The organism is Novipirellula galeiformis, from assembly GCF_007860095.1.
Taxonomy (GTDB): Bacteria; Planctomycetota; Planctomycetia; order Pirellulales; family Pirellulaceae; genus Novipirellula; species Novipirellula galeiformis.
Genome location: NZ_SJPT01000002.1, coordinates 340,245 through 365,589, shown reverse-complemented (window position 1 = coordinate 365,589; position 25,345 = coordinate 340,245). Strand labels below are relative to the sequence as shown.

Here is a 25,345-nt window from a genome sequence, read left to right as displayed (position 1 = left end):
GCATATTCATTTCATCCGTCGGCATCGCGTTATCGCATTTCCAAAAATGACATGACATTCAAACTCTACCTGCGTTCGCAAGAACGCGGGCCACCCTCGCGCGACACCACCTACATCAAAACTAAAAATGCTCAAACGTAGTGGAGCTTGCTAAAGCTCCCTGTTGCTCGACTGGGAACGAATATTCAGCGGCATATTCATTTCATCCGTCGGCATCGCGTTATCGCATTTCCAAAAATGACATGACATTCAAACTGTACCTGCGTTCGCAAGAACGCGGGCCACCCTCGGGCGACACCACCCACACCAAAACTAAAAATGCTCAAACGTAGTGGAGTGTGCTAAAGCTCCCTGTTGCTTGGCTGGAGCAGAGTATTCAGCGGCATATTGATTTGATCACTCCGCATCACGTCAGCGTCCGGTTCCCGCCGCTAACCACAGGACTGCCGCAAGGCTTCGCCATTACCCCACGACAGCTACGAGCCCCCCATCACAGGCCTCAAGCGGCAGCGTCATTCCTGCCGATCCAAACCCCCGCAAGCCGTTGCCTTACTCAGCACCTTACGCATCTGAAAAGACTTCGCAGAACGGGCGCAGATACCTTCGCTGGTCCGACCAATCTGTGATCGCGAACACCACACGTTCGAACGCTCCAGCGAATTCCCGCTCGAGTGCTTCGCGAAAATCCGTTGCCGTTTGCAGCGGGTCGTTGGCGAACACGCCACATCCCCAAGCCCCCAAGACTAGCGATTCGTATTGATAGGCTCGGGCGATCGCAAGCACACGATGAATCCGACCGCGAAGCATCTTCTCTGAATCCGTACGCCCGATCGCCGGCGCGTACGGTGCCGCACACGTCAGAAAGCTAAGCGGCCACGGTTTTTCGCATTCCATGCCTGCATCGTCACGGAATACCGGCACGTCCGGCGAGAGGATCGCCCAGTCGCTCGAAGCGGCCGGATCGTTGGCGTGGTGGAAGTTGTACATCGGATCGCCCACCAGCGTGGCGTACAACGCACTGGATCGGCAAAGCGTTTCCTCTTGTGCGGTCGCGCCCCGCAAAAATCCACCGCCAGGCTCAACGCCATTGGCAAAGTTGAGCGCCAACGGACGATGCCCATCGGCGACCAGCGCGTGAGCGGCGGCCAGCGTCGTTTCGTTGGCGACGCTCACCCGCGTCTCGACATTCGCGTCACCCTGTGATCGCCGTGCAATGTTCGGCAGAAGAGCATCAGGCGGAATGGAGATTTTGGCCGCTTCGGCTGCCTTGATTTCCGCCGACCAATCGACCCACCCATGATCGGTCAGGTATTGGCCCCTCTCGATCGCTTGGAGCGCCGAGCATCCCAGCGACTCGGCAAGTTCGGAACGTATCCCAAGCACACGTCGATGCTGGCGAGCCAAATCATCCGAATCGACACAGGGGTTCAAACGCAAACGACTCATCACCTCTCCTCGTCATCGACGAGATAAATCCGAATTGACTCGCCGGCCATTCGCATCGAAAGCTGCTTCTTGAAAGAAGCTCCAAGCACGAAAGTTTAGCATCAATGTCGCTGATCGCTCCGCGATCTTTGCGTTTTAGTTGCGGAAAATCCCTCCCGACTTAATGTGACGTTCCGAGCGATCAGCGACGACCCGTCAGGGTCGGATACGACCTTGCTTAGTCCACAATCATGGGATCGCAACTCAACTCATCCCAATTTTGGAACAACCACGAACTGCTTGGCATCGAGTCCTTGATTTTCGGAATACGAGCCGAGCGGGTCTTTAACGACACCGAGCTTGCAAAGCTGTACGGTGTCTCAACCAAACGGCTGAATCAGTATGTCAGGCGAAACACCATCCGATCTGGCGAAAACACCCATTTCAACTGGCGAACGCTGAGTTTGATGGCTTGAGGTTGCAATCAGAAACCGCAAGTTCCAGGCACGGCGGCTGCCGAACGCCTCCTTGGGCAGTCACCGAATATGGCGGCGTCATTATTGCCGAGTGAAGTCTTGTCATTCAAATTCCATCTTGTGGGTAGGAAACTTACCACTTGCGCCGCGTTGCTTTCACGGCTCTTCACGTCCTTCGCAACGCTGCAGAGTAAAGACACGCTAGAACAATTTTAGCGTGTCCCCGGCAAAAAAAAGTAGCTACGTTCGCCAGAACGTGGTCCACCGTCTGGCGACGGTAGCTACATCAAAGATGAGAATGCACTATTGCTCGTTCGTCCAATCCACCGCGAGTGCTTCCGCTTGCTTCATGACCAGTTCGATTGCTTCGATCGCCTGATCAGGTGGGTATTTGTATTTCCGCAGAAGTCGACGGACGAGGTTTCGCAACTTGGCTCGGACGCTCTCGCGCACTTGCCAATCAACTGACGTACTGGCACGTAGTTTCTCGGTGATTTCAACTGCAATCTTCTTGAGAGTGGCATCGCCCAATTCACGCACAGCGCTCTCGTTATTCGATAAAGCGTCATAGAACGCAATCTCGTCTCCGTTTAAGCCAAGGACTTCATCGCGTTTGAGTCGATCTTTGAAGTCCTTTGCCATCGTGATCAATTCTTCGATCACTTGCGCCGTTTCGATGCTGCGGTTGTGGTACTTGCGAAGCGTGGCGATCAGTCGATCGGTGTACGCTTTCTCCTGAACCACGTTGCGAGAAGAACGCCCCCGAATTTCATCCCGCAGTAGCTTTTCCAATAGTTCGACTGCTAAGTTCTTTAGCGGCATGTTGTGGACGTCTTCGAGAAACTCGTCCGAAAGCAGGCCAATGTTGGGTTTGTCCAGGTTGGCGAGTGAAAAAACATCAACCACCCCCTCCGAGACAACGGCGTTGTCGAGAATCTGCTTCATCGCCGAGTTCTTCTGATCCTGAACCAGCTTCTGATCGACAGTCGTGTTCTTGACGATTGCCGCTCGAACTGCAGACAGAAAGGCGATTTCTCGGTGGTATTGGGCGGCTTCATCGAGCGTGCTACACAGCGAGTACGACTTGCTGACCGACGCCATGATGTCCAAAAATCTCTGTTTGCCTGTCTTCCCGTTCTGCTCTTCTAATCCAAGAATGTGGTTTGCGGCTGGCGGCAACAGTTGGAGGGCGTTGTCGCAATAGTCCGAGTAATCGAACCCGTGGAACAATCCGCGAACCGCATCCATTTTCTCCTGGAGTACACTCAGCGCTTCCTCGGCTCTGAGCGTAGGTTGACCTTTGCCCTTGGCATCCGTGTAAGTTTTCAACGCCGCTTTGAGCTCGGAACCGATGCCGATATAGTCCACGACCACACCGCCCGGTTTGTCCTTGAAGACGCGATTCACGCGAGCGATCGCTTGCATCAGGTTGTGACCCGACATTGGTTTGTCAACGTACATCGTGTGGCAGCAAGGAGCATCGAAGCCGGTGAGCCACATGTCGCGGACAATCACAATCTTCAGAGGGTCATTCGGATCTTTAAACCGTTTTTCAAGTCGCTTCTTTTCCCGTTTGGTGTAGACGTGCTGCTGGAGTTCAGCTTTGTCCGTGGCTGATCCGGTCATGATGATTCGGATCGCGCCGTCGTCGTGGTTGTAACCGACCGCTTTGCCCTTGTCGTTGGTGATCTTTGTACCGGCCCACTGGGGACGAAGCTTGATGATTTCATCAAAGAGACTGACGCAGATCTGGCGGCTCATTCCAACGAACATCGCCTTACCTTCGACCGACGCATTGCGTTTCTCGAAATGTTCCACGACATCGGCGGCAACCTCAGCAAGTCGCGGGCCGGCCCCCACCAGCTCACGCAACTGAGTCCATCGACTTTTCACTCGTTCTCGCGAGGCCACATCCTCTTCGTCTTCGATGACCTCATCGACGTCTTTGTTCAGTTCGTCGATTTGAGCCCGGTTGATGTCGATTTTGACCAATCGACTCTCGTAGTAGATCGGAACCGTAGCTCCGTCGTCGACCGCGTCCTGAATGTCGTAGATGCTGACGTAATCGCCGAACACCCCACGAGTGTCTTTGTCTTCCTTGTCGATTGGCGTGCCGGTGAAGCCAATGAAGGACGCATTGGGCAGTGCGTCTCGCATGTGTTTGGCGAAGCCAAACACGTACTTCGCATCGACCACTTCGCCTGTTTCTTTATCCTTAATCTGCTTCAGTCGAGCCTTCGTTCCGTACTGGCTACGATGAGCTTCATCGGAGATCACCACGACGTTGCTGCGATCACAGAGCGCCGGGTGGTCGTTCTCGTTGTCAAGCAGCGAGAACTTTTGCACCGTTGTAAAGATAACGCCGCCGGATTCACGAGAGGCCAGCATCTCGCGGAGTTCTTCGCGGTTGTTGGCTTGTTCCGGCGTTTGTTTTAAAAGGTCCTTGGCCATGCAGAACTGTTGGTACAGTTGGCCATCCAGCTCGTTGCGGTCGGTGACCACGACCAGCGTTGGGTTCTTCATCGCTGGTTGCTGCAGCAGCTTGCCCGCGTAGCAGCACATGGAAATGCTTTTGCCGCTGCCCTGCGTGTGCCAGAACACGCCCGCCTTTCGCGAGCCGGGTTGCAGTTCATTCATTAGCCGCTCGGCGTTAGCCGCGGTTGGCACCTGGTTACGACTTCCTACTTGATAGGCACCCAACTTTTCTCGAACCTGATCATCATCTGGATCCGCAGACGCGACCACCGTTGCGCGAACCGCTTCGCGGACACCGTGGAACTGATGGTAACCGGCGATCTTTTTGATCAGCGAGTCGCCATCGTCTTCAAACAGGACGAAGGACCGCATGTAATCCAGAAAGAGCTCAGGATCGAAGAAGCCGCGAACGACTTTCTCCAACTGGTATTCCAGCAGCGGCCGATGGTCTTCGTTCTTGATCGTGTTCCATGGCATGAACCGTTCTTGGTTGGCCGTCAGCGAACCGACTCGCGCCGTGATCCCATCGCTGATGACGAGAGCCACGTTGTAGGCCAGCAGATCGGAGATTTCGTCTTTGTAAGTTTGCAGTTGCGAGTAAGCCTTCCACACATCGGCCGATTCATCCGCCGGGTTCTTCAGCTCGACGACCGCCAGCGGCAACCCATTGACAAAGACCACGACATCGGGCCTGCGAGCCTGTTTGGTTCCCGCGACGTTGAACTGGTTGACGACCAGCAAGTCGTTGTTGTCCGGGTTTTGGAAGTCGATGATCTGAGCGAAGATCGTTTCCTTGCCATCGCCCTCGTCGGAGTCACTGGTGCTGTATTCGACTTTGACGCCGTTCGTGTAGAGCCTGTGCAGTGCTCGGTTGTTTTGTTCCAAGCTGGGATGATCGGGGTTCGCGACGACGTGAACGACATCATCGACGGCCGATCGCGGAAGGTCAGGATTCAGTCGAGCCACCGCCTCGGCCAAGCGATCTTTCAAGACGACAACTCGGTAGTCATCCCGCTCTGGATCGTCTCCGTCGGGCGAGATGTCCACGCCGTTGGTGTAGTCCCAGCCCGCCTCGCGGAACCAGTCGAGGGAAAGTTGTTCAAGTTGGTCTTCGGTAATCACTGCGAATTCAACTCGCTTCAATCAGGACCAAGGAATATCGAAAGCCAAGTGCGTCCAAACGCTTGCAGGCGGTCATCAGGTTGACTTGGCTAAAAAACGGCAACGAAAGAGGCCATTTATTGTTGGGCTTTGCTGCGATGCCGTATACGACTTCGTAGTCACCTGCGTTTGGCCGCCCGTTAGGAATGTGCCCCAAAAATCCACCATTGGGTGCGTGATCCCGGATGTGATCCTTGACTTGATTTCGCACCTCAGGGTCCTGAAGAAAAAGCTCTGCTGACACAACCCCCTGAGCGAACAAGTGGCTCAATGTCGCTGAACGTGTCTTCCGCTTTACATGGATCAGTTGCTTTGCTTTTGAAAATAAATCGCAAAACTCAATGGAGGTTGATGCACCTTCAGGTCTTACCAAGAGCTTATCGAGCATAAATAATTCGTCACTTTCTTCTGCCGCGCGCTCGTTGTAGTCACCTTCAACCTCCCCGAGAGTCGTATTAGGAAGATGATCTGGGTCGGGTATCGGTATCGCTTGGATGAATTTGGCGACGGTTTCTGCGTAGTTGCTGTCAATGGCGTACCAGCTTCCATCGACCAACGCATACATTTTGCCCGCATGCCTGGTCTCCCACACAAGTGACGAGTAAATATTTGACTGACGTTGATGGGAGGTGCCGCCCGCAAACTTGGCTTTTACTTGGTAGTTCTTTAGCCGTTGAAGTGAGATTTCATCAAGCTTCTTGATTTGCGAAACATACGTTTCAAGGTCAAGATCGACAAACTCAGTCCTGCCTGCCCCGCCCAACTTGAAGCTCTCCACCGCTTCCCAATCAACAATCGAAGTTGCAGCGAGATGCATGTTCTCGCGATCGCCATTGGTAAATTCTTTTACCAACTTTTCATCGAGTTTTTCTCGAATCCCCCGGTCGTTGACTGCAGTGAGATGATCTACCCATTCAAATTGGTCTTTGTATTTCTTCGACTGATAGGCCTTTAATAGCTGCTCGCATTTTTTCCCAAGCCCACCCGCCGTGATGCGGGCGTGAAGCGTCAGTGCGTCAGTCCCAACAACCTTCGTGCCGATCGTAGGGTCATCTGGCTGTCCAGCAATCTGACGCAACAGTTCGCGAGATACGTCAAAACCGAAAGCAGTTTGGTCGGCGTTTCGACTTGTTTGAAGACGTCGAGTCGTGACCCCGTGTTCTAACGTCCGAGCGTCTGCACTGCGAAGCTTGGCGGCATCGACGGTGTTCAATGCCACTTTCAAACCAAATGCAGGCTCTGCAATATCGTTTTTCAACTCACTTCTTCCTTGGCCGAAACAAAACGCAAAGATTCGCCCAGCAGATTTAACAAAGAGAATCGCAGAACTCGAAGCATTGCCCAGCCTTAGTTCGCCTTTAGCTATTGGCCTAAGGAACTTCGCCCAACTTGGTGGGTTCTGATGCGGCGTTTTCGTGTATAGCGTGGAAGCAACTCCAATGGTGCTCTTAAGTTTCGTTTCCGCCAAAGTGTGACCGTCGCGTAACGCATCTTTGAACGATTTGCATTTCGCCTTGAGCAAGAGCACATTCAGCTTTGCCGTTGGAATACCTTTCGTCGCCATTAGACCACCTGCTCAATCGGTAGGAGAGAATCTGGAACGGGGCGTTCGCCGGAGAGAAGGCGGGGAAGGAGGGTGTCGCGAAGCAGACTTAGCGACACTGACTCACTTGCATTCTTGTCGTGTTGATTTGCGAAAGCACTCACGATGTTCTCGAACTCATGGAAAACACGATCATCTCCCTTGGGCGGTCGCACAAAGGAGAGACTCTTGATCTGTCCGCCGCTAATGTGTGGAATCGAAGTACCTGTCTTCACCGAGTCGACGTATCGGCGAAACGTCTCACTACCGCAGAGTATCCACAGGAAGTTCTCACCAACTGAATCGGCGGCTCGCAATCGGGCGACTCGCTGCACCAGCAAACACGGGAGGTCGACTTCACGAACCCGAACCCAGTTTTTGCCTACCTTTGAACCATCCATGCCGATCAACACATCGCCAGCACGAAGCAAATAGGGTTCGATGTCGTCGGTCACTTCGGGCCAATAACGCGTTTGGTTACCCCAAAAGAAGACACCCTCTTTGACGTTCATTCCTCTTGCCAATCGTGTTCCGGGTGGTTCGTTTGTAAACGATTTGCTTTTGAACGCGTTTCCTGTTTGAAAGTCGACTTCGTCTCCCAATGTGGTGGATACCCAACCTTCAGGAATGCCTGAGTCTTGGAAGGTGGAGGGGAAAAGGTTGAGAATCGTTGGGTCGTGTCCATCCGCAGGCATCTGGCCCGCGTTGATTTTGACCGGGTCGAAATCGACGAACCAACTCTTGAAGATCGCCCGCGCAAGAGACTCCAGCGTCGCATTCATCCGACGGTTCAACTCGATCTTGTCGTCCAATGATCCAAGGATCGACGCGATAGCTCGCTGTTCTTCTGGAGGCGGCAGTACAAACGGGATCGCCTTCATGATGCTGGTATTCAAATTTGGCATCGTTGCGCCAACCGCGTGCTGCACAATCCATTGACGCACGTTCGGGTGGTCTAGATAGAACGACGCGAACGCGGGATCGACTACACCTTCGCCAAGTCGGACTTTGATGCAGCCCGTTCCACAGAACCAGCCACGTTGTTCTTCGCGAACAAGTGCACGGCGTTCGACATCTCCACGGCGGCTGTAGATTATGTCACCGGGCACAACAAGGTGTTTACTAAGGCGTTCCGCGTCTTCCTCGGTGATCCGCTTGATGTCCGTTTCGATCAAGCGGTTGTCGCCGATGTTGACCGGCATGATGGATGGAATGCCCTCATCGACATAGTCCGATGCGTGCAATTGACTTCCAAAAGGTCCGGTCTGAATACTCCCGCCTCCGCGATCGCAGACTTCGCCAAGAGTTGTAAACTCCCAATGATCCGGACTTTCGCCGACCGTCGGATTAGACATCTGCTTTCTCCGAACGATCTGAAGCGTCAGTAGCTTGGCTTCGCAATATGCGACTCATTCCACCACCTTCGGCAAGGCAAAGCCCAGCTTTTGCATGTTGTCGCGGATCGCTGACTGCAGTTTTTCGGACTCGTGAAATTGAGTGGCTAACTCGCGGGTCAAGCCCTCCATCTTTTCGGCTAAGCATCGCTGCCCTCCTCGCCCTCTGGAGGATTTAACTTGCCGATATCGTCAACGAAGCGATCGAAGTCGCTGGTCGGTTCCGTTGCTTCGATTCGTCGTTGCTCGGTCTTGTATTGCTCGTACTGCTCGATTGCCAATGCATCCGCGACCTTCTTTTCGACTTTTCCTGCGTTCTTTAATACGGAGCGATCGTTAAAAGCAAGGAAGGCATCCAGCTTGGATGCCCACTGTGCCATCGTCATCGGTTGCTGACGCTTGGCTTGGTCTTCTGCGTAGTCGAGGTACATCGTGACGATACGATTCAGGTCACTCAGTTCTTCTTGGAATAGGTAGTTTTTTGCGACGGTAATATCCGTTTTACGGATTTTTCCCGAAGGTGAGTTCTTCCACGTTTGCAAACCCATGTTGGGCTGAGTTGCATCGGCACGATCCTTAATGAGCTCTGCTGCGGTCATTCCGGTGATGGCCCATTCCAGTTTGTTCTGAACCGTCGCAAAAAACTCCCGCGAGACTTCGGCGTCCTTGTTGTAGTCAGACGCAGTCGCGTAGATGTCGGTGATCTTTTGATAGAACCGTCGCTCGGACGCGCGAATGTCGCGAATGCGTTCGAGGAGTTCGTCAAAGTAGTCTTTGCCGAAGGTTGATTTGGCAGCTTTCAAACGCTGGTCGTCAAGCACGAACCCTTTGACGAGGAACTCATTGAGCGTGGAGGTGGCCCAGCGGCGAAATTGCGTACCTCGTGAGCTTCGGACGCGGTATCCGATAGCAATAACAACCTCCAGGTTGAAGATCAGCAGATTGCGTTTTACCTCGCGATTTCCCTCTTTTTGAACTTGTAAGTAATTCTTACAAGTTGCGGATTCGTCCAGCTCTCCCTCGGCATAGATGTTCTTAATGTGCTGGGTGACATTCTGCGGGGTAGTCTCAAAGAGCACGGCAATGTGGCTCTGAGGCATCCAGCATGTCATACCGTCCAGCAGAACTTGAACCCGGGTTTTCCCGTCTTCGGTATCGTAGAAAAGGAATTGCCCCTCTGCTGGGGACGGCAGGTTTTCGGTCATTTCTGTCCCCCGGCAGGAAGCTCGAAGCCGAGAGCCTTCATGTTTTTACGAATCGCCTTTTGGAGTTTGACAGACTCCGCGAATTGATCAGCAAGTTCAGCGGTAAGCTTGCCCATCTTGTCCGCGAAGGGGATGCCGTCGTCTTCCACCTCTTCGGCTCCGACGTAGCGACCCGGCGTCAGCACGTGGCCATGTTCGGCGATCTCATCCAAGGTTGCGCTTTTGCAGAAGCCGGCCACATCTTGGTAGTTGTCTCTATCACGCTTCCACGTATGAAAGGTGCTGACAATCCTTTCGGTGTCTTCGTCGGTGAAAGCCCGTAGGACTCGGTCTACCATGTAGCCCAGCTTGCGGGCGTCGATGAACAGCACTTCGCCGACTCGGTCGCGGTAGGCGTTTTTCCCTCGGCCTCGCTTCTGCTTCGTTTTGGTCAGGAACCAGATGCAGGCCGGGATTTGTGTATTGGTAAAGAGCTGGCCGGGCAAGGCGACCATGCATTCGACGAGGTCCGCTTTGACAATCGTTTCGCGAATCTCGCCTTCTCCCTTGGTGTTACTACTCATCGAGCCATTGGCCAACAACAGCGCCATCGAGCCTTTGGGGGCAAGGTGATACAGCATGTGCTGCAGCCAGCCAAAGTTGGCGTTGCCCTGGGGTGGGTCGCCGTGTTCCCAACGCGGATCGCCTTCGAGTTTTCCGTCCCACCATTCTTTCATGTTGAATGGCGGGTTGGCCATCACGTAATCCGCTCGCAGGTCCGGATGCAGGTCGTGAGTAAACGTGTTGGCAGGTTCCTTGCCAAAATTAAAATCGATCCCGCGAATCGCCATGTTCATCGCGGCCAGTCGCCACGTGGTCGGATTTGATTCCTGTCCATAGACCGACACGTCACCGATCTTGCCTCCGTGCTCTTCAATGAACTTTTCGCTGGAAACAAAGAAGCCGCCGCTGCCCATGGCCGGGTCATAGACTCGCCCCTTGAACGGTTCGAGCATTTCCACGACCAGGTTGACGATCGACTTGGGCGTGTAGTACTGACCGCCCTTTTTCCCTTCGGCGAGAGCAAACTGGCCGAGGAAGTATTCGTAGACGTGGCCAAGGATGTCCTTGGCGTCGAGGTCTTCGTGCTGGAACGGGATTTCAGCGATCAGATTGATCAGGCCGATCAAGCTTGGCTGAGGAAGCTGAAGCTGGGTGTAGTTCTTGTTCAGAACGCTCTTGAGTTTCGGGTTTTCCTTTTCGATTTCACCTAACGCATCGTCGATCAACTTGCCGATCGAAGTGATCTTGTACTGCTTGCTCGCCCCGTTCTTGACAGTGATTTCGGTTCCGGCAGCGAGCGGAGCACTCTGTTGAATGGTTTTCCAACGAGCCAGAGCCGGAACCCAGAACACGTTTTCTTCCAGGTAGTAGTCGCGAACTTCGAGTTCGTCCGCGAGCATTGACTCGTATTCGGCATCGTCATGGTCGGCCGGATCGAGGTAGTAGTCGTGCTCGGGATCGCGGAGCTGTGATTCGATCTCCTGCTGCCGTAGCTCAAACGAGTCGGAGACGTACTTTAAGAAAATCAGTCCCAGCACCGCGTGTTTATAAACCGCCGCATCGAGATTGGCCCGCAACTTGTCCGCTGCCGTCCAAAGTTTCTTGTCGAGGTCTTTCAGGAATTTTTGTGCGTCCGATGCAGTCATGTGAAATCTTTAATGGATCTAAGTCGTCGCGGCGGATGCCATGAGATCGTACAGCGGGCGTTGCCTAATCACTGCTACAGATCGTATAATCTGGGGGGGCAGCTAACAAGCTGGCAGGAATCATGAACACATTTGGAAAACGAATCCGCGAGCTGCGCCAAGCGAAAGGTCATTCGCTGCGTGATCTAGCACCGTTGGTCGATGTTGGCTTCTCGTATTTGAGCAAAGTCGAATGCGGGAAGATGGACTTTGGCGAATACCCGTCTGCCGCGTTGATCCACCGGCTGGCCGATGTGCTGGAGGCCGACGAAGACGAGCTAATGCTGCTGGCAAAGCGGATTCCGAATTCGATCACGAATCGAGTGTTAGAGCAGCCTGATGTGTTTCTTGCCCTGGCGAGATGTGATTCGAAAACGCTCGCACGAATCGTCAATGCAATTGACGCGTCGAACAGTTAAGCGAACGCCCTCGCGGTGAAGAAAAAATGACGATTGCAGTTTTACGGGGAAAGGCCGGCTGCGATGACTTTTCCTCACTGCTTTATCGAGGAAGCCAGCCATGCCGCGGTAAAAACGATCCGATTAAGCGAGGTGGGAATGCGCAATGCATTTACGCGGAGGCGTGATCAGACATTAGCCGGCGGTCGAGCGCAGCGAAAACCGCCGGAAATAGGTCGAACGGAAAACACCGCCCCCGCAGGTGCTCGCAGATCCATCACCCCGGATTCTACGACACCCTTCGGGGTCGACGAGATTCGCTTGGACTGATGACCGCAGGTGGCGCTGCGCTTACCTGCGGCTATTGTCCGCAATCCCTGCGGGATACTTGTGGGACACCAACGGCGACGTCGGAGACAGTGACGTCGGAGACAGTGACGTCGGAGACAGTGACGTCGGAGACAGTGCATACAAACCTGATGGCTGCTGAGTTGTGTGACCAGGGCCGCGGCCTGCATGTCGTGCTAGTAGGAGCGGCGTAAACTAGCGACCGGAACGGGCTCGAGTCTGTCGATTCGTCCCGGATTTGGTCCTGCGGGGAGATCCGCCGGCCCGCATGCGGTGATACGTCCGCCGACACCCAACGCGATGAGCGTGTAACCTGGGTACTGAGTTTCGCGAAACCACGAGCGTTCTTTTCGTTTCTAGAGCATTTTGACAACTGACGTGGGATTCATACCGTAGCTGCGTTCGCCAGAGCGTGGTCCACCGTCTGGCGACGGCAGCTACAGCAAAAACTGAAATGCTCGAGCCCAACGGCGGCGATCACCCTTGCTGACCGCGCGGTTGTCGAGATCAACCTCTGCCTTGTCCGAGTCTCCTTTTCAGTCGCTGTTCAAATGTGGAGTTGCCACGGGCCCAACAATGTGCTGTGTCCCCTGGCTTGGTTATAGCTGCGTTCTCCAGAGCGTGGTCCACCGCCTGGCGACGGCAGTTACAGCAAAAACGGAAATGCTCGAGACCACCGGCGGCGATCGCCCGTGCTGACCGCGCGGTCGTCGAGATCAACCTCTGCCTCGTCCGAGTCTCCTTTTCAGTCGCTGTTCAAATGTGGAGTTGGCAAAGTGGCACAACAATGTGCTGTGTCCCCTGGCTCGGTTGTAGCTGCGTTCGCCAGAGCGTGGTCCACCGTCTGGCGACGGCAGCTACAGCAAAAACGGAAATGCTCGAGCCCACCGGCGGCGATCGCCCTTGCTGACCGCGCGGATGTCGAGATCAACATTCGCCTCGGCCGAGTCTCCTCTTCAGTTGCTGTTCAAATGTGGAGTTGGCAAAGTGGCCGACAACGTGCTGTGTCCCCTGGCTCGCGTTCTGACGTGGAATTTATCCCGTAGCTGCGTTCGCCGGAGCGTGGTCCACCGTCTGGCGACGGCAGCTACAGCAAAAACAGAACGGAAGCTTTGTCCGTCGCGGAAATCAGCACGGGCGTCCAGTCCAGCGAAAGCGAACTCTAACCACCGCTGATGCCTTTACGAATTCGGTCACCGATGTTTTTGTCAATGTTGCTCCAGTACTCGAATGCGCGCTGCAGCACAGGCTCAGACACACCGTCCTTGAGATGTCCGACGACATTGGACACAAGTCGCTCGCGTTGTGGATCGTCCATGACGTCGCGCACCAACGTGCCGGCTTGACCAAAGTCGTCATCATCCTCACGTAGCGTATAGGCGGCCCGGGTGAACTCGCCGTCGGCCGACCAAGTCGCTGACTCAGGATATCGCTGGCCATCGGCCGCTGGTCCGCCCTTGGAGTTCGGTGCGTAAACGGGGTCCGAAACGTTTTGCGTTCGACCTTGCCCATCCTTGCTGTAGCTGAACACCGGACACTGCGGAGCGTTGACGGGAATCTGTTTATAATTCACTCCCAGTCGATGACGGTGGGCGTCGGCGTAGGCAAACATGCGACCGAGCAACATCTTGTCGGGACTGATGCCAATCCCCGGCACGAGGTTATTGGGCTCGAACGCCGCCTGTTCGATTTCGGTGTGGAAATCGGTTGGGTTGCGGTTCAGCGTTAGCTTGCCGACATCGTGCAGTGGGTAATCTGCATGCGGCCATACTTTGGTCAAGTCGAACGGATTAAACCGGTACGTCTTCGCTTCCTCGAAGGGCATGATCTGCATTTTCAACGACCAACTCGGATTGTCACCTCGTTTGATCGCGTCGAACAGGTCGCGGCGGTGGTAATCACCGTCAGCCCCGGCTAATCGGTCGGCCTCTTCCTGGGTAAGAAAGTCGATGCCTTGATCGGTTTTGAAGTGATACTTCACCCAAAATCGTTCGCCCGCAGCGTTGACCCACATATAGGTATGGCTGGAGTAGCCGTTCATGTTCCGCCACGTCTTTGGAATCCCGCGATCCCCCATCAACCATGCCACCTGGTGGGCGGATTCGGGCGACAGGGACCAAAAGTCCCATTGCATGTCGTGGTCGCGGAGCCCGTTGTCCGCACGGCGTTTTTGCGACCGGATGAAGTGCTGGAACTTCATAGGATCACGAAGGAAGAACACGGGCGTGTTATTCCCAACCATGTCGTAGTTGCCCTCGCTGGTATAGAATTTCACCGAGAAGCCGCGGGGATCCCGCCATGTATCCGGACTGCCACGCTCGCCCGCCACGGTGGAGAACCGGATCAACGTATCGGTCTTCGTCCCCGGCTGGAAAACGGCCGCCTTGGTGAACGCACTGACATCGTGGGTGACCTCGAAATATCCAAACGCTCCAGAACCTTTCGCGTGTGGCTGACGCTCGGGGATACGTTCACGATTGAAGTTGGCCATCTGCTCGATGAGGTAATGGTCATGCAGTAAAATGGGGCCATCAGGCCCCACGGTCAGCGAGTGCTCGTCACTGGAAACGGGGCAACCGGCATCGGTAGTTGTCGGTTTGGAGTCGTTCTTGTTCATACGGAGAGTCCTTTGTCTTTCGAGCGCGGCGATCGGCCTAACTCGTCCAATTTATCATGTTCAACGGTTGACGCGAATCGTTGCGTCCGTTGTTGCGCCCGTCGTTGTGTCCAAGGTTGCAACAGCAAATTGCGCACCAACCACAAGTCCCGTCGGGCGAAGTCATTTCGTAAGGTTGTTGTGTCCTGCCAGCGTTCGTCCGTAGTCCGCCATTGCGAAACCCCGTCACGCCCATGAAGAACCACAGCGAAACGAGCTGGTTCGATTTCATCTACCGATGTTTGGTCGTGTCTCTGCGACTGGCGATCGCACTTGGCATTGCATGGGAATTGCTGGACGCGCTTTGGATGAACGCCGCGATCGCGACCGGAATTCTGTTGTTGACGTTTTTACCAACGCTGTTCGCTAGCCGGGTTCAAGTAGAGATTCCACCTGAATTCGAGGTGTTGACGGTTGCGTTTATTTTCGCTTCGTTATTCCTTGGCGAAACACGTGAGTACTACAGTCGGTTCTGGTGGTGGGACATCGCGCTGCATACCACCTCCGGCGTACTGTTGGGTGTCCTCGGTCTCTTGCTGGTGTATGTGCTCAATGAAACCCCTCGCGTCAATCTACACATGCGGCCGGGGTTCGTCGCGTTCTTTGCGTTCTGCTTTGCACTTTCCATTGGCACACTATGGGAATTGTTTGAATTCGCGATGGACCAATGCTTGGGGATGAACATGCAAAAGCCGATGCTCGGCGATCCTTCGGGACTAACCGACACGATGATCGACTTGATCGTCGACGCAGGGGGCGCAATGGTCGTCTCCATCGCTGGCTATCTCTACATGAAGCGTGAAAACGACTCGATCATCAAACGCGGAATCCAACGATTCATCGAGCGCAATCCTCGCCTCTTTTCACCGGATCCCCACTCGCGTTGAGACAACTCACATCGATCTCGAACTGTGATTGTGGACGGTCACTTCGAGCGTCGTTCATTTTGATGTAGCTCATGTCGCCCTTGCGGTGGACAGCGTTGTTGCGAATACAGCTACGAATCGGATCCCACGTCAATTATAAAATCGCTCTACAGCAGGGAGGCAGGAATGATCGGGGAAAATCCCATTAGCCGCTAGGGCGTTAGCACCGGTTGAACCGCTTGAACTGTGGCTAACGCCCAAGCGGCTAATCTACCGAAAGACTCCTGCCTACCAGCTTAGCAGGGACAAAACGCTCGTTTCGAGACACACCCCCCGTCAGGTCTTTGACGCCGCCAATCGGCATCGGTCAAGCCAAATTGGTCTACAATACAGTGCGTCCCATCCGTCTCTTTGGATGACTCTCCAGCTAGCCCCTGCATCGAGGCACGAATGATCGACCATCAACGTCAAGCTCCCTTCCCAACGATGTTGATCGCCGTCGCCTGTGTCTTGGTCGCTGCGCCGCTACACAGTGCGGCTGAAACGAGCGATGCGATCGTTTTCAATCGCGACGTGCGACCGATCTTGTCGGAGAATTGCTACGCGTGTCATGGTTTCGACGAAGCGGCGCGTGAAGCCGATGTGCGGCTGGACACCTTTGCTGGTGCCACCGGCGAAGGTGGTACCAGTGTTGCGATCGTGCCGGGACAACCCGATCAGAGTGAACTACTCCGCCGTGTGCTCTCGGACGACGAGGGTGAAATCATGCCGCCGAAGGATTCGGGAAAACAGCTCACGTCGGCCCAGAAAGAAACGCTCCGGCGGTGGATCGAGCAAGGAGCGAAGTACGACGTGCACTGGGCGTTTGTACCTCCGCAACGAATCTCTCCTCCGGAGGTCGAGGGAGCGTCACATCCGATCGATCGATTCATCCAGAGCCGGTTGTCCAGCGAAGGATTGCGACCTTCGCCACGCGCCGACGACCAAACTTTGATTCGGCGTCTCTTTCTGGATTTGATTGGTTTGCCACCCACGCCCCAGGAAATGGATGCGTTCCAAACCGCCGCGTCAGAGGATGCGGCGGCAGCGTATCACGACCTTGTCGAGCGACTACTCTCAAGCCCGCACTACGGCGAACGATGGGGACTGTGGTGGCTCGATCAGGCTCGCTATGCCGACAGCAATGGTTACTCGATCGATGCACCTCGATCAATCTGGAAGTACCGTGATTGGGTCGTCGACGCGTTGAACAACGACATGCGCTTTGACACCTTCACGATCGAACAATTGGCCGGCGACCTTTTGCCCGAGGCAAGCGAAAGTCAGAAAGTGGCGACGGGGTTTCATCGCAACACACAAATCAATCAGGAAGGCGGAATCGACAAAGAACAATTTCGTATGGACAGCGTGTTCGACCGTGTGGCGACCACTGGCACCGTTTGGCTCGGTTTGACGATTGGATGTGCACAGTGCCACGACCATAAATTCGACCCCATCACGCAGGTCGAATACTATCGCATGTTTGCCTTCTTCAATGACCAAAATGAACCGACGATGAAGGTTTACGGCGATTCGGACGTCGCCGCCCTGACCGCACAACGCGATGCCGCCAGTGAGAAGTTGTCGAGTTTCTTACACGAGCATGCTGACGCAGCCGCAGTATGGGAGGCGGAGTTGACCGAGGCATCGAAAAAGGACCTCGATACGAACGTGCGCAAGACGCTCGATACGAAACCGGATAAGCGAAGCTTGGAGCAGCGACGCATCCTCTTTGCCGCATCACGAACGAGAGAAACTGATGCCCCGCTGGACGAGCAATTCAAACGATTGACATCCGAGTACAACGCGGCCGCCGCAGCGTTCAAACGGGTGCCCACGACGCTGGTGATGCAGGAGCGGCCAACTCCTCGCGCCACCCACTTGTTGATCAAGGGAGATTTCACGCGTCCCGCCGCCGAGGTGACGCCTGGAACGCCTTCGGTGCTGCATCCCTTGACGAGCATTTCACAAAGACCCAACCGATTGGACTTGGCACACTGGATCACCAGCCCTCAGAATCCGCTCACGGCTCGCGTGATCATCAACCGCGTCTGGCAGCACTATTTTGGTCGCGGCTTGACCGAAGTTGAAAACGACTTTGGACTGCAAGGCTCGTTGCCCTCGCACCCCGAATTGTTGGATTGGCTGGCGATTGAATTTGTCCAGCGGGGTTGGAGTTTGAAAGAAATGCATCGTTTGATCGTGACGTCTCACACCTACCAGCAGACTTCGAACGTCGTTCCCGAATTGCAGCAGAAAGACCCCGAGAATTACCTGCTCGGACGACAGCGCCGGCTGAGGCTTGACGCGGAGATTATTCGCGATGTGTCGCTCGCGGCCAGCGGACGATTGTCTGCGGAAGTCGGGGGACCGCCGGTGTTTCCGCCGATTCCCGAGGGCGTGATGGGGCAAGGCCAGGTGCAGCGTTCTTGGTCGACCAGCAAGGGGAGCGACCGTTATCGGCGTGGGCTTTACACGTTCCATTTTCGCGCCACCCCACCCCCGTCGTTGAACGTGTTTGACGCCCCCGAAGGATTCAGCAGTTGCACGCGGCGGCTGCGTAGCAACACGCCGCTACAGGCGCTGACGCTGCTAAACGACCCCGCCCACGTTGAATTCGCCGCTGCCTTGGAACAGATCATTGTTCGCGATGGCATGGAAACTGCGTTTCGCCGCTGTACGTCGCGAACGCCGACCGCAGACGAGCTTGCGATCCTAAATCAACTCGATTCCTCGACCGCGGCCCGAGCGCTGTTGAATCTCGACGAAACGATCACCCGCCCCTAGAGAGTGTCCGATGGTTCCCAAACGCATGAACTCGCCTCGGCTGCACGAGGCAACGCGTCGTCATTTCTTTAGCCGCTGCACCATGGGCGTCGGGTCGATGGCGTTGGCTTCGTTAATGGCCGACCGCGGGTTGGCGGCGCCTACCGCGGCGACGGCGACCTCCAATCCGATGCAGCCCAAGGCCGCGCACTTTCCCGCGAAAGCGAAAAACGTGATCTTCCTGTTCATGGCGGGAGGCCCCACCCAGTTTGAAACGTTTGAGTACAAACCAAAATTGACCCAGTGGAACGGACAACCGATTCCGCCAAGTTTTGTCGAGGGCAAGCGATTTGCGTTCATGGACAGCAGCCACCGCAGCAATTTGCTGGGGCCAACGCGGACGTTCAAACGGTATGGAGAGAGTGACGCATGGGTCAGCGACCTGTTGCCCCATACGGCACAGATTGTCGACGAGTTAACGATTGTAAAAACGTGCAAAACGGAGCTGTTCAACCACGCTCCGGCCAAATTGTTCATGAACACCGGAAGTGGCCAATTCGGTCGACCGGCGATGGGATCCTGGGTGACGTACGGGCTCGGTAGCGAGTGTGATGACCTGCCCGGATTCTTGGTGCTGCAAAGCGGCCCCCGCGGTCCACGCGGCGGCGCGGTGCTGTGGGGCAGCGGCGTGTTGCCGACGACCTACCAAGGAGTGCCACTGCGCAGCCAAGGCGATCCGATTTTGAACCTTTCCACGCCGGGAGCGTTTAACCAAACCCAACAACGAGCGTTGGTCGATGCGGTGCGTGAATTGAATCTAAAACAATTGGTCGAAACCTCCGACCCCGAGATTGCCACGCGGATCAACGCCTACGAACTGGCGTACCGGATGCAGAGTTCGGCGCCAGAGTTGATGGACACCGCCGGGGAAAGCGCCGAGACGCTCGCAATGTACGGAATCAAGGATCCCAACGAATCGAGTTATGCGCGGAATTGTTTGCTCGCACGGCGGTTGGTCGAACGCGGAGTCCGGTTCATCCAGCTGTACCATACCAATTGGGACCATCACGGCGGCCCGACGGAGAATCTGCAACAACATCTGCCGGAGATCTGTAAAGAGGTCGACCAAGCCTCCGCCGCGCTGGTGATGGATTTGAAGCGTCGCGGTTTACTGGAGGACACGATCGTGATTTGGGGAGGCGAATTTGGCCGCACTCCGATGGGCGAAGTCCGCGAGAACACCGGCCGCAACCATCACATCGACGCGTTCACGATGTGGTTTGCCGGGGGCGGATTCAAGCCAGGGCTCGTCTATGGTGAAACCGATGAATTTGGTTTCGGGCCGATCGAAAATCCGGTCCATGTTCACGATTTGCACGCGACGTTGCTGCACTTGTTGGGACTCGACCACCAGCGACTTTCCGTGCGATTTCAAGGGCTCGATTTCCGGCTCACCGGCGTCGACCCTGCCCACGTCGTCAAAGATCTGTTGGCCTAGTGCAATCTGAGAATTGACGTCGGATTCCAGTCGTAGCTGCGTTCGCAAGAACGCGGTCCTTCGTCGAGATCAACCTTCGCCTCGACCGAGTCTCCGTTTGGGCTCCCGTTCGAATGGGGCGTTGGCACGGCCCCGACCAAGTGCTGTGCCCCTAATCTCGCGCCCCAAATCTCGCGTCCTAGGCTCGCCCCTTCCCACGCTCGGGTATCTGAGTGATCTCGTTTTCGGCCAGGCCAGTTTCGCAGTCAGCAGGGGCCTCGTTCGGAACGGCTGTTTGAAAACGTGGTCGACGCTGCCGCGAACGGCAACGATTCAATCATCAACGTAGAGTTGTTACGCCGATCCGATGTCGTCAGCTCCTCGAAGAACAAGCGAGATAACCCCGGAGAAGAACGACGATGAAGACATCGAACCGGACAGCCGAAATGCGGCTTTTCTGTTCGCGGTGAATGATTTCATGCGCATTCTCAGTCCAGCTCGAGTGCTTAAACGAGAAACGCTTAATCTTAATCACGTCTGCGTGAGCCCCGTTGGACCGTAACCAACCGGAGAAGATTAGGATTAAGAGTAAGATTACGATTAAGAATCAAAAGGAGGCGAAGCCACGCGATCGTTTCGATCACGAGGTACGAGGTATCGTCATCGAGAGCAATTTGACAAACGACGTCGGATTCCAACCGTTGCTGCGTTCGCAACAACGCGGTCCGTCGTCGGACGACACACCGGCTAGATCGAAATTAAAGATGCTCTAGCGGAAGGGAGGGACGGGGCTTCGACTACTTGGCGATCTTTTGGGCAAATCGCTCGAACAAATAGTGGCTGTCGTGAGGTCCGGAGGCCGCTTCGGGGTGATACTGCACTCCGAACGCGACGTGTTCGCGATGGCGTACACCGGCGACCGTGTCGTCGTTCAAGTTTCGGTGTGTGACTTCCAAGCAATCCGGCAGCGATTTTTCGTCGACCGCAAAGCCGTGGTTCTGAGTCGTGATTTCGACCTTGCCGGTTTCGATATCGAAGACGGGTTGGTTGACTCCGCGATGCCCGAACTTCAATTTGAAGGTCTTCGCGCCACACGCCAGCGATAAAAGTTGGTGCCCTAAGCAGATGCCAAACACAGGAACCTGTCCGAGCAGTTCGCGAATCGTGTTCTGAGCATACTCCAACGGTTCAGGGTCGCCGGGGCCGTTGGACAAGAAAACTCCATCCGGATTTTGCTTCATGATCTCCTCGGCCGACATATCACCGGGCACGATCGTGACTTGGTTGCCGCGCGAGGCGAAGTGGCGAGGAATGTTCCACTTCATGCCAAAGTCCATGCAAACCACATGAGCGGCACTGTTGGTTCGGCTGTGACGTCCGACTTCGGCTTCGGTCCAATCGTCAAGCTTTTGATTCCAAGCGATCGCCTTGGTTGGCATCACTTCGCGCACCAAGTCGCGTCCGACCATGCTGAGCGATTCTTTCGCCTTGTTGACCAGGCTTTCGTCGCTCAGGTCGGTGGTCGACAATACCGCTCGCATCGCTCCGGCGGTGCGGATTCGCCGCACGAGTGCCCGCGTATCGATTCCCGAAAGTCCGATGATGTTGTGTTTCTGTAGGTACGATTGTAGGTCGCCATCAGCTCGATAGTTGCTGAAGATGCGGCTATCGGCGCGAACAATGAAGCCCGACAAGGACGGAGCTTCGTGCTCGACGTCGATCGCGTTGATCCCGTAATTTCCAATCTCGGGGTACGTCATCGTGACAATCTGCCCCCGATAACTGGGGTCGGTCAAAATTTCTTGGTAACCCGTCATCGCGGTATTGAAGACGGCTTCTCCCGTCACCTCCCCCTCCGCACCAATCGCGTATCCTTCGTAAACGGTGCCATCTTCGAGTGCAAGTTTCGCGGTTTTCGGCATATCAGATGTTAAGTGTTAGATGGAGAAGGAACCAAATTCCGATAGCCGTAGAATAGACGCTCCCAGAGTTTTTGACGAGGCGGGGTCACAACCTCGACGCCCGATGAAAACGTGAGGAGCGGACCGGCGGCAAGAAAATCGTTCTAAAACCGAAGCACTGGACGGGGATGATTCGCCGTCATCCCGATCGGCCCAAGGGCGTAAGCCCTCTTTATCTAACACATCTTTTTTACCCCAATCCCGAGAGGGATTTTAGAAATTAGCCGGTGGTTTGAGCGTAGCGAACACCACCGGAAAACCTAAAACAACCTCAGAATTGACCCTAAAGGGGGCACAGACAACTGGGCTACGCCCCCTTCAGGGTCGAAAGCGATTTCGCTCTCTCACTTTCCGTAGGTGGCGTTTCGCTTACCTACGGCTAATCTCCTCAATCCCTATCGGGATAGGATCGAAGAGCATTCGTCGTGAGATGTGTAGGAAACCGAGGGCCAACGTCCCATGCCATCGACATTGGCGTCGCAAGATCCGTGGCAAGCAATCCAGCGGCTTCTCACCGGCCCGTCGGAACTTGCGTAAAAACCACCCTCATGGGGCCAAAGTAGATGCCATTGAGCAGACGGCAACAATGGCTCTTTCACAACCGAGAGGCTCAGGTGTCGATCAAGTCTTCGGGCGACAGAATCGGAACCTTGTTCTCTTCGAGTTCCTGTTTCTCGCGCCAAGGCTTGTTCTGGCGATAACTTTCGAGTTCTTCCTTGAGTTGTTCGATTTGCTCGTTCTCGTCGGATTCGCCTAACTCGACCGCCTTTCTGCTCCACTCGATTGCCTTTTCAAAATCACCGATCTCGGCGTACCCCGCCGCGAGGGTGCTGAGAATGTGAGCTTCCTTGAACTGGGTCAATTCGGCTGCACGTTTGCCATGCTCGACCGCCCGATTGCCGTCGCGCAAGGTGTCATTGGGAGACGTTGCCAGCACCCAAGCCAAGTTATTGAGGATACCGGGCAATTCCACACTATCGTCTTGGGTAACCTTGGCGGCTCGTTCGTAATCCGCGACGGCATCGGCATGTTCGCCGACACTTAACAGTGCGTCGGCACGCGATCGCAGGACCGAAGCGTTTTTGGGATCTCGATCCAAAACGGCCGAAAGGATCTCGATGGCCTGACGCGGACGTTCATCGCGTAGATACAGGTTCGCCAATTGCAGTTGGCGGACGATGCTGGTCGGGTCGCGATCAACCAACGTTTTCATATCATTGATGGCATCCGCCATCCGGCCTTCTTCCACTGCGATCAAACAACGAACGACGATCGCTTGTTCCGCATCGGCGACCTGAGGTGCGATTCCCATCGCAGTCTTCAAATCACGTTTCGCCGCTTGAATATCGCCTCGTGAAAGTGCGATCTCCGACCGTTGCAAAAGCGAGATCGGGTCTTTGGGTTGCATCGCCAACGCTTTGTTCAAATCGGCCAAGGCTTCGTCTTCTTTGCCTTGCAAGCGATACAAAATGGCTCGCATCCGATACATCCCTTCGCTCGGCTTGGCAGCGAGCGTCTTGGTGATCAGTTCGACGGCATCGTCGACGCGTTCGGCATCGAGCAATTGTTGCACGGCCGCCTGGGCGACGACTTGGTTGCCGGGATCTTCAGCCAGGATCAACTTCAAATCGGCCATTGCACCGTCGACATCGTCACTTTGCATCCGCAAACCAGCACGCGCCTGCAACGCTTCGATATTGCTAGGATCGGCTTGGATTGCGGAATCCAAATCGGCCATCTTCTTTTCGGCATCCTCTTGGGCGACCGCACGCAGCACATAGGCGCGACTTTGTTGGATCGGTTCGTCCACGAGCAATTCGATCGCTTTGGATGTTGCCGTTGTCATCTCGTCGCGATTGCCCTCGGGCAAGATATTCAACTGAGCGATCATCAAATACGCTTCGACCAACGTCGGGTCGCTTTGGGTCGCTTTGCGGAGGAACTCGAGTGCCTCGTCGCGAAGTTGCAACATCCGTCGGCCACGCACTCGTTGCATGAGTGCAACGACTTGTTGACTGCGTTGAACCAAAACGCTCGCTAACATCTTTTCAGCGAACGATTCGTTCTCTTCATTCAGCCCTTTGGTGAGCGCCGATTCCAACAGGGTTGAAACCGCAGCGAGTTGTTCCGGAGATTCGGCTTCAATCCGTTTGATCACTGCATCATCAAAATCCGCTTGCCCCGCATCACTGGCTGCTTTTTTGGTTTCCGACTTTGGCTTGCCTCCCCCCGCGCTGGCTTGGTCTTGCTGGCTAATGTCATCGGACACCGCGACGGGTTGGTCGCAAAAACTCACCGTAAAATTGGAGCTGACGAGAATAGCAAGGACCGCAATCCAAACTCGTTGCTGAAAAAACATCTGTCGCAAATCCATGATCTGAGGCACATCAAAAGTGAAGAAAAGCTCTTCACCCGCGGCCATTATGACGTGATTCGCTCGCCCCGCGAAGACAGACTCCGCCTGCAGCCGAAGAAATATGCAGAATTGCGGGATCCGCTGGACCCTCAATGCATCCTAACAGCCGGATGTCCCCCATTTCATACGATCACCATCGTTTCGGTTCGGAGAAACCGCGACTCGGTGGCAAAGTACGGCATCGTGGGCAATCCGCACTGCGAAGCTTGAGCCCGCGACACTTGAGCCCGCAGTGAATCGGGCTCGCAGTGGATCGGGCTCGCAGTGGATTGGGCCCGCAATAATCAGGCCCACGCAAACGACGCCGAACTCCATCGTCTAATCGACCAGCGCCAACTCCTCGCGAAGCTGGTTCAACTCGGCTTGTAGTTGCGTCTTTTCCGCCTTCAATGTGTTGAACTGCTCCAAAACGATATTGAAATCGTCTGCGGCCGCCATCCAGAAGTCATCCGTGCGAAACTTAATCGGCGAAATCGCCGCACCACTGGCCATCGCTGCCAATCCCGTTCGCAACCGATACATCGGGCCCGCAAAACGGTTACTCATCACCAACGTGTCTCGCAAAAAAACGGGGAGCAGCAACAACATTACCAACACCACCGGGCCTTGGGCAAAAACGGCCGCTCGCAATGCTGCCCCCAGCGGTTGATCGACCACCACGGTAAAGAATCGCACCGAGACATTAATCAGCACCAAACAAAGCAGGAAGATCGTCCAATGCGACAGCACGCGGGCGGCGATGGACCATTGCACAGTAGGGTCAACGAGGATTTTATTGCGTTTTGACATCATTTTCTGGGGGGTATTAAGGAAGGATACCGTTCGGAAGGGAGCGAACCTGCGTGTGAGGCATACGTAACCCCCTCGGGAATCTCATTTTCACTCTAGCACGAAAAACCACTCGACCACCTTCATCAGGCCGTTAGCCCACCCCTAAACCGGCGGGCTGCGTAACGGCCCCCGCAAGGTCCGC

General features: G+C 55.1%; 16 protein-coding genes. 6 read left to right on the top strand and 10 right to left on the bottom strand.

Going from position 1 to position 25,345, the window contains the following annotated elements:
- Positions 1–561: 561 nt before the first annotated feature.
- The gene (locus Pla52o_RS06530; RefSeq protein ID WP_146593794.1) at positions 562–1,446 is read right to left on the bottom strand and encodes a TIGR02452 family protein; all 885 of its coding nucleotides are present in this window, start codon (positions 1,444–1,446) and stop codon (positions 562–564) included.
- 230 nt (positions 1,447–1,676) lie between these two features.
- On the opposite strand from Pla52o_RS06530, the gene Pla52o_RS06525 reads away from it, so the two are divergent.
- Positions 1,677–1,901 (top strand): ORF6N domain-containing protein, encoded by a 225-nt coding sequence (locus Pla52o_RS06525; protein ID WP_146593793.1) that lies wholly within the window; start codon positions 1,677–1,679, stop codon positions 1,899–1,901.
- 303 nt (positions 1,902–2,204) lie between these two features.
- Here Pla52o_RS06525 and Pla52o_RS06520 read toward each other — a convergent pair whose 3' ends face one another.
- From Pla52o_RS06520 to Pla52o_RS06500, 5 genes are all read right to left on the bottom strand, one after another.
- Positions 2,205–5,498, bottom strand: a complete 3,294-nt coding sequence (locus Pla52o_RS06520; protein ID WP_146593792.1) for a type I restriction endonuclease subunit R — start codon at positions 5,496–5,498, stop codon at positions 2,205–2,207.
- Between the two features lie 7 nt (positions 5,499–5,505).
- Positions 5,506–7,101 carry a DUF6119 family protein gene (locus tag Pla52o_RS06515; RefSeq protein WP_146593791.1) on the bottom strand — a complete coding sequence of 532 codons (1,596 nt, stop codon included), beginning with the start codon at positions 7,099–7,101 and terminating at the stop codon, positions 5,506–5,508.
- The gene (locus Pla52o_RS06510) at positions 7,101–8,474 is read right to left on the bottom strand and encodes a restriction endonuclease subunit S (protein ID WP_146593790.1); all 1,374 of its coding nucleotides are present in this window, start codon (positions 8,472–8,474) and stop codon (positions 7,101–7,103) included. The genes Pla52o_RS06515 and Pla52o_RS06510 overlap by 1 nt, the downstream gene beginning before the upstream one ends.
- 179 nt (positions 8,475–8,653) lie before the next feature.
- A complete protein-coding gene (locus Pla52o_RS06505) occupies positions 8,654–9,718 on the bottom strand; it encodes a virulence RhuM family protein (protein WP_146593789.1) in 1,065 nt (354 codons plus the stop codon).
- The gene (locus tag Pla52o_RS06500; RefSeq protein ID WP_146593788.1) at positions 9,715–11,406 is read right to left on the bottom strand and encodes a class I SAM-dependent DNA methyltransferase; all 1,692 of its coding nucleotides are present in this window, start codon (positions 11,404–11,406) and stop codon (positions 9,715–9,717) included. Before Pla52o_RS06500 ends, Pla52o_RS06505 begins: the two co-directional genes overlap by 4 nt.
- Before the next feature lie 122 nt (positions 11,407–11,528).
- Between Pla52o_RS06500 and Pla52o_RS06495 the strand changes: the two genes are divergently transcribed.
- Positions 11,529–11,864: a helix-turn-helix domain-containing protein gene (locus tag Pla52o_RS06495; RefSeq protein ID WP_146593787.1), complete on the top strand. Its 336-nt coding sequence runs from the start codon at positions 11,529–11,531 to the stop codon at positions 11,862–11,864.
- 1,489 nt (positions 11,865–13,353) lie between these two features.
- On the opposite strand, the gene Pla52o_RS06485 is transcribed toward Pla52o_RS06495, so the two are convergent.
- A complete protein-coding gene (locus Pla52o_RS06485; protein WP_146593785.1) occupies positions 13,354–14,808 on the bottom strand; it encodes a catalase in 1,455 nt (484 codons plus the stop codon).
- Between the two features lie 233 nt (positions 14,809–15,041).
- Between Pla52o_RS06485 and Pla52o_RS06480 the strand changes: the two genes are divergently transcribed.
- From Pla52o_RS06480 to Pla52o_RS06470, 3 genes are all read left to right on the top strand, one after another.
- Complete coding sequence (locus tag Pla52o_RS06480; RefSeq protein ID WP_197169050.1) at positions 15,042–15,734, top strand: hypothetical protein; 693 nt, start codon at positions 15,042–15,044, stop codon at positions 15,732–15,734.
- 429 nt (positions 15,735–16,163) lie between these two features.
- The gene (locus Pla52o_RS06475; RefSeq protein ID WP_197169049.1) at positions 16,164–18,539 is read left to right on the top strand and encodes a PSD1 and planctomycete cytochrome C domain-containing protein; all 2,376 of its coding nucleotides are present in this window, start codon (positions 16,164–16,166) and stop codon (positions 18,537–18,539) included.
- Positions 18,540–18,549: 10 nt separating this feature from the next.
- Positions 18,550–20,016 carry a DUF1501 domain-containing protein gene (locus Pla52o_RS06470; RefSeq protein WP_197169048.1) on the top strand — a complete coding sequence of 489 codons (1,467 nt, stop codon included), beginning with the start codon at positions 18,550–18,552 and terminating at the stop codon, positions 20,014–20,016.
- 776 nt (positions 20,017–20,792) lie between these two features.
- Here the strand turns inward: Pla52o_RS06470 and carA are convergent.
- The gene (gene carA, locus Pla52o_RS06465; protein WP_146593784.1) at positions 20,793–21,917 is read right to left on the bottom strand and encodes a glutamine-hydrolyzing carbamoyl-phosphate synthase small subunit; all 1,125 of its coding nucleotides are present in this window, start codon (positions 21,915–21,917) and stop codon (positions 20,793–20,795) included.
- A gap of 649 nt (positions 21,918–22,566) precedes the next feature.
- Positions 22,567–24,315 (bottom strand): tetratricopeptide repeat protein, encoded by a 1,749-nt coding sequence (locus Pla52o_RS06460; protein WP_146593783.1) that lies wholly within the window; start codon positions 24,313–24,315, stop codon positions 22,567–22,569.
- Between Pla52o_RS06460 and Pla52o_RS06455 the strand changes: the two genes are divergently transcribed.
- A complete protein-coding gene (locus Pla52o_RS06455; RefSeq protein WP_146593782.1) occupies positions 24,301–24,582 on the top strand; it encodes a hypothetical protein in 282 nt (93 codons plus the stop codon). The two genes, Pla52o_RS06460 and Pla52o_RS06455, sit on opposite strands and share 15 nt — an antisense overlap.
- Positions 24,583–24,690: 108 nt before the next feature.
- Here Pla52o_RS06455 and Pla52o_RS06450 read toward each other — a convergent pair whose 3' ends face one another.
- A complete protein-coding gene (locus Pla52o_RS06450; protein WP_146593781.1) occupies positions 24,691–25,164 on the bottom strand; it encodes a hypothetical protein in 474 nt (157 codons plus the stop codon).
- Positions 25,165–25,345: the final 181 nt, after the last annotated feature.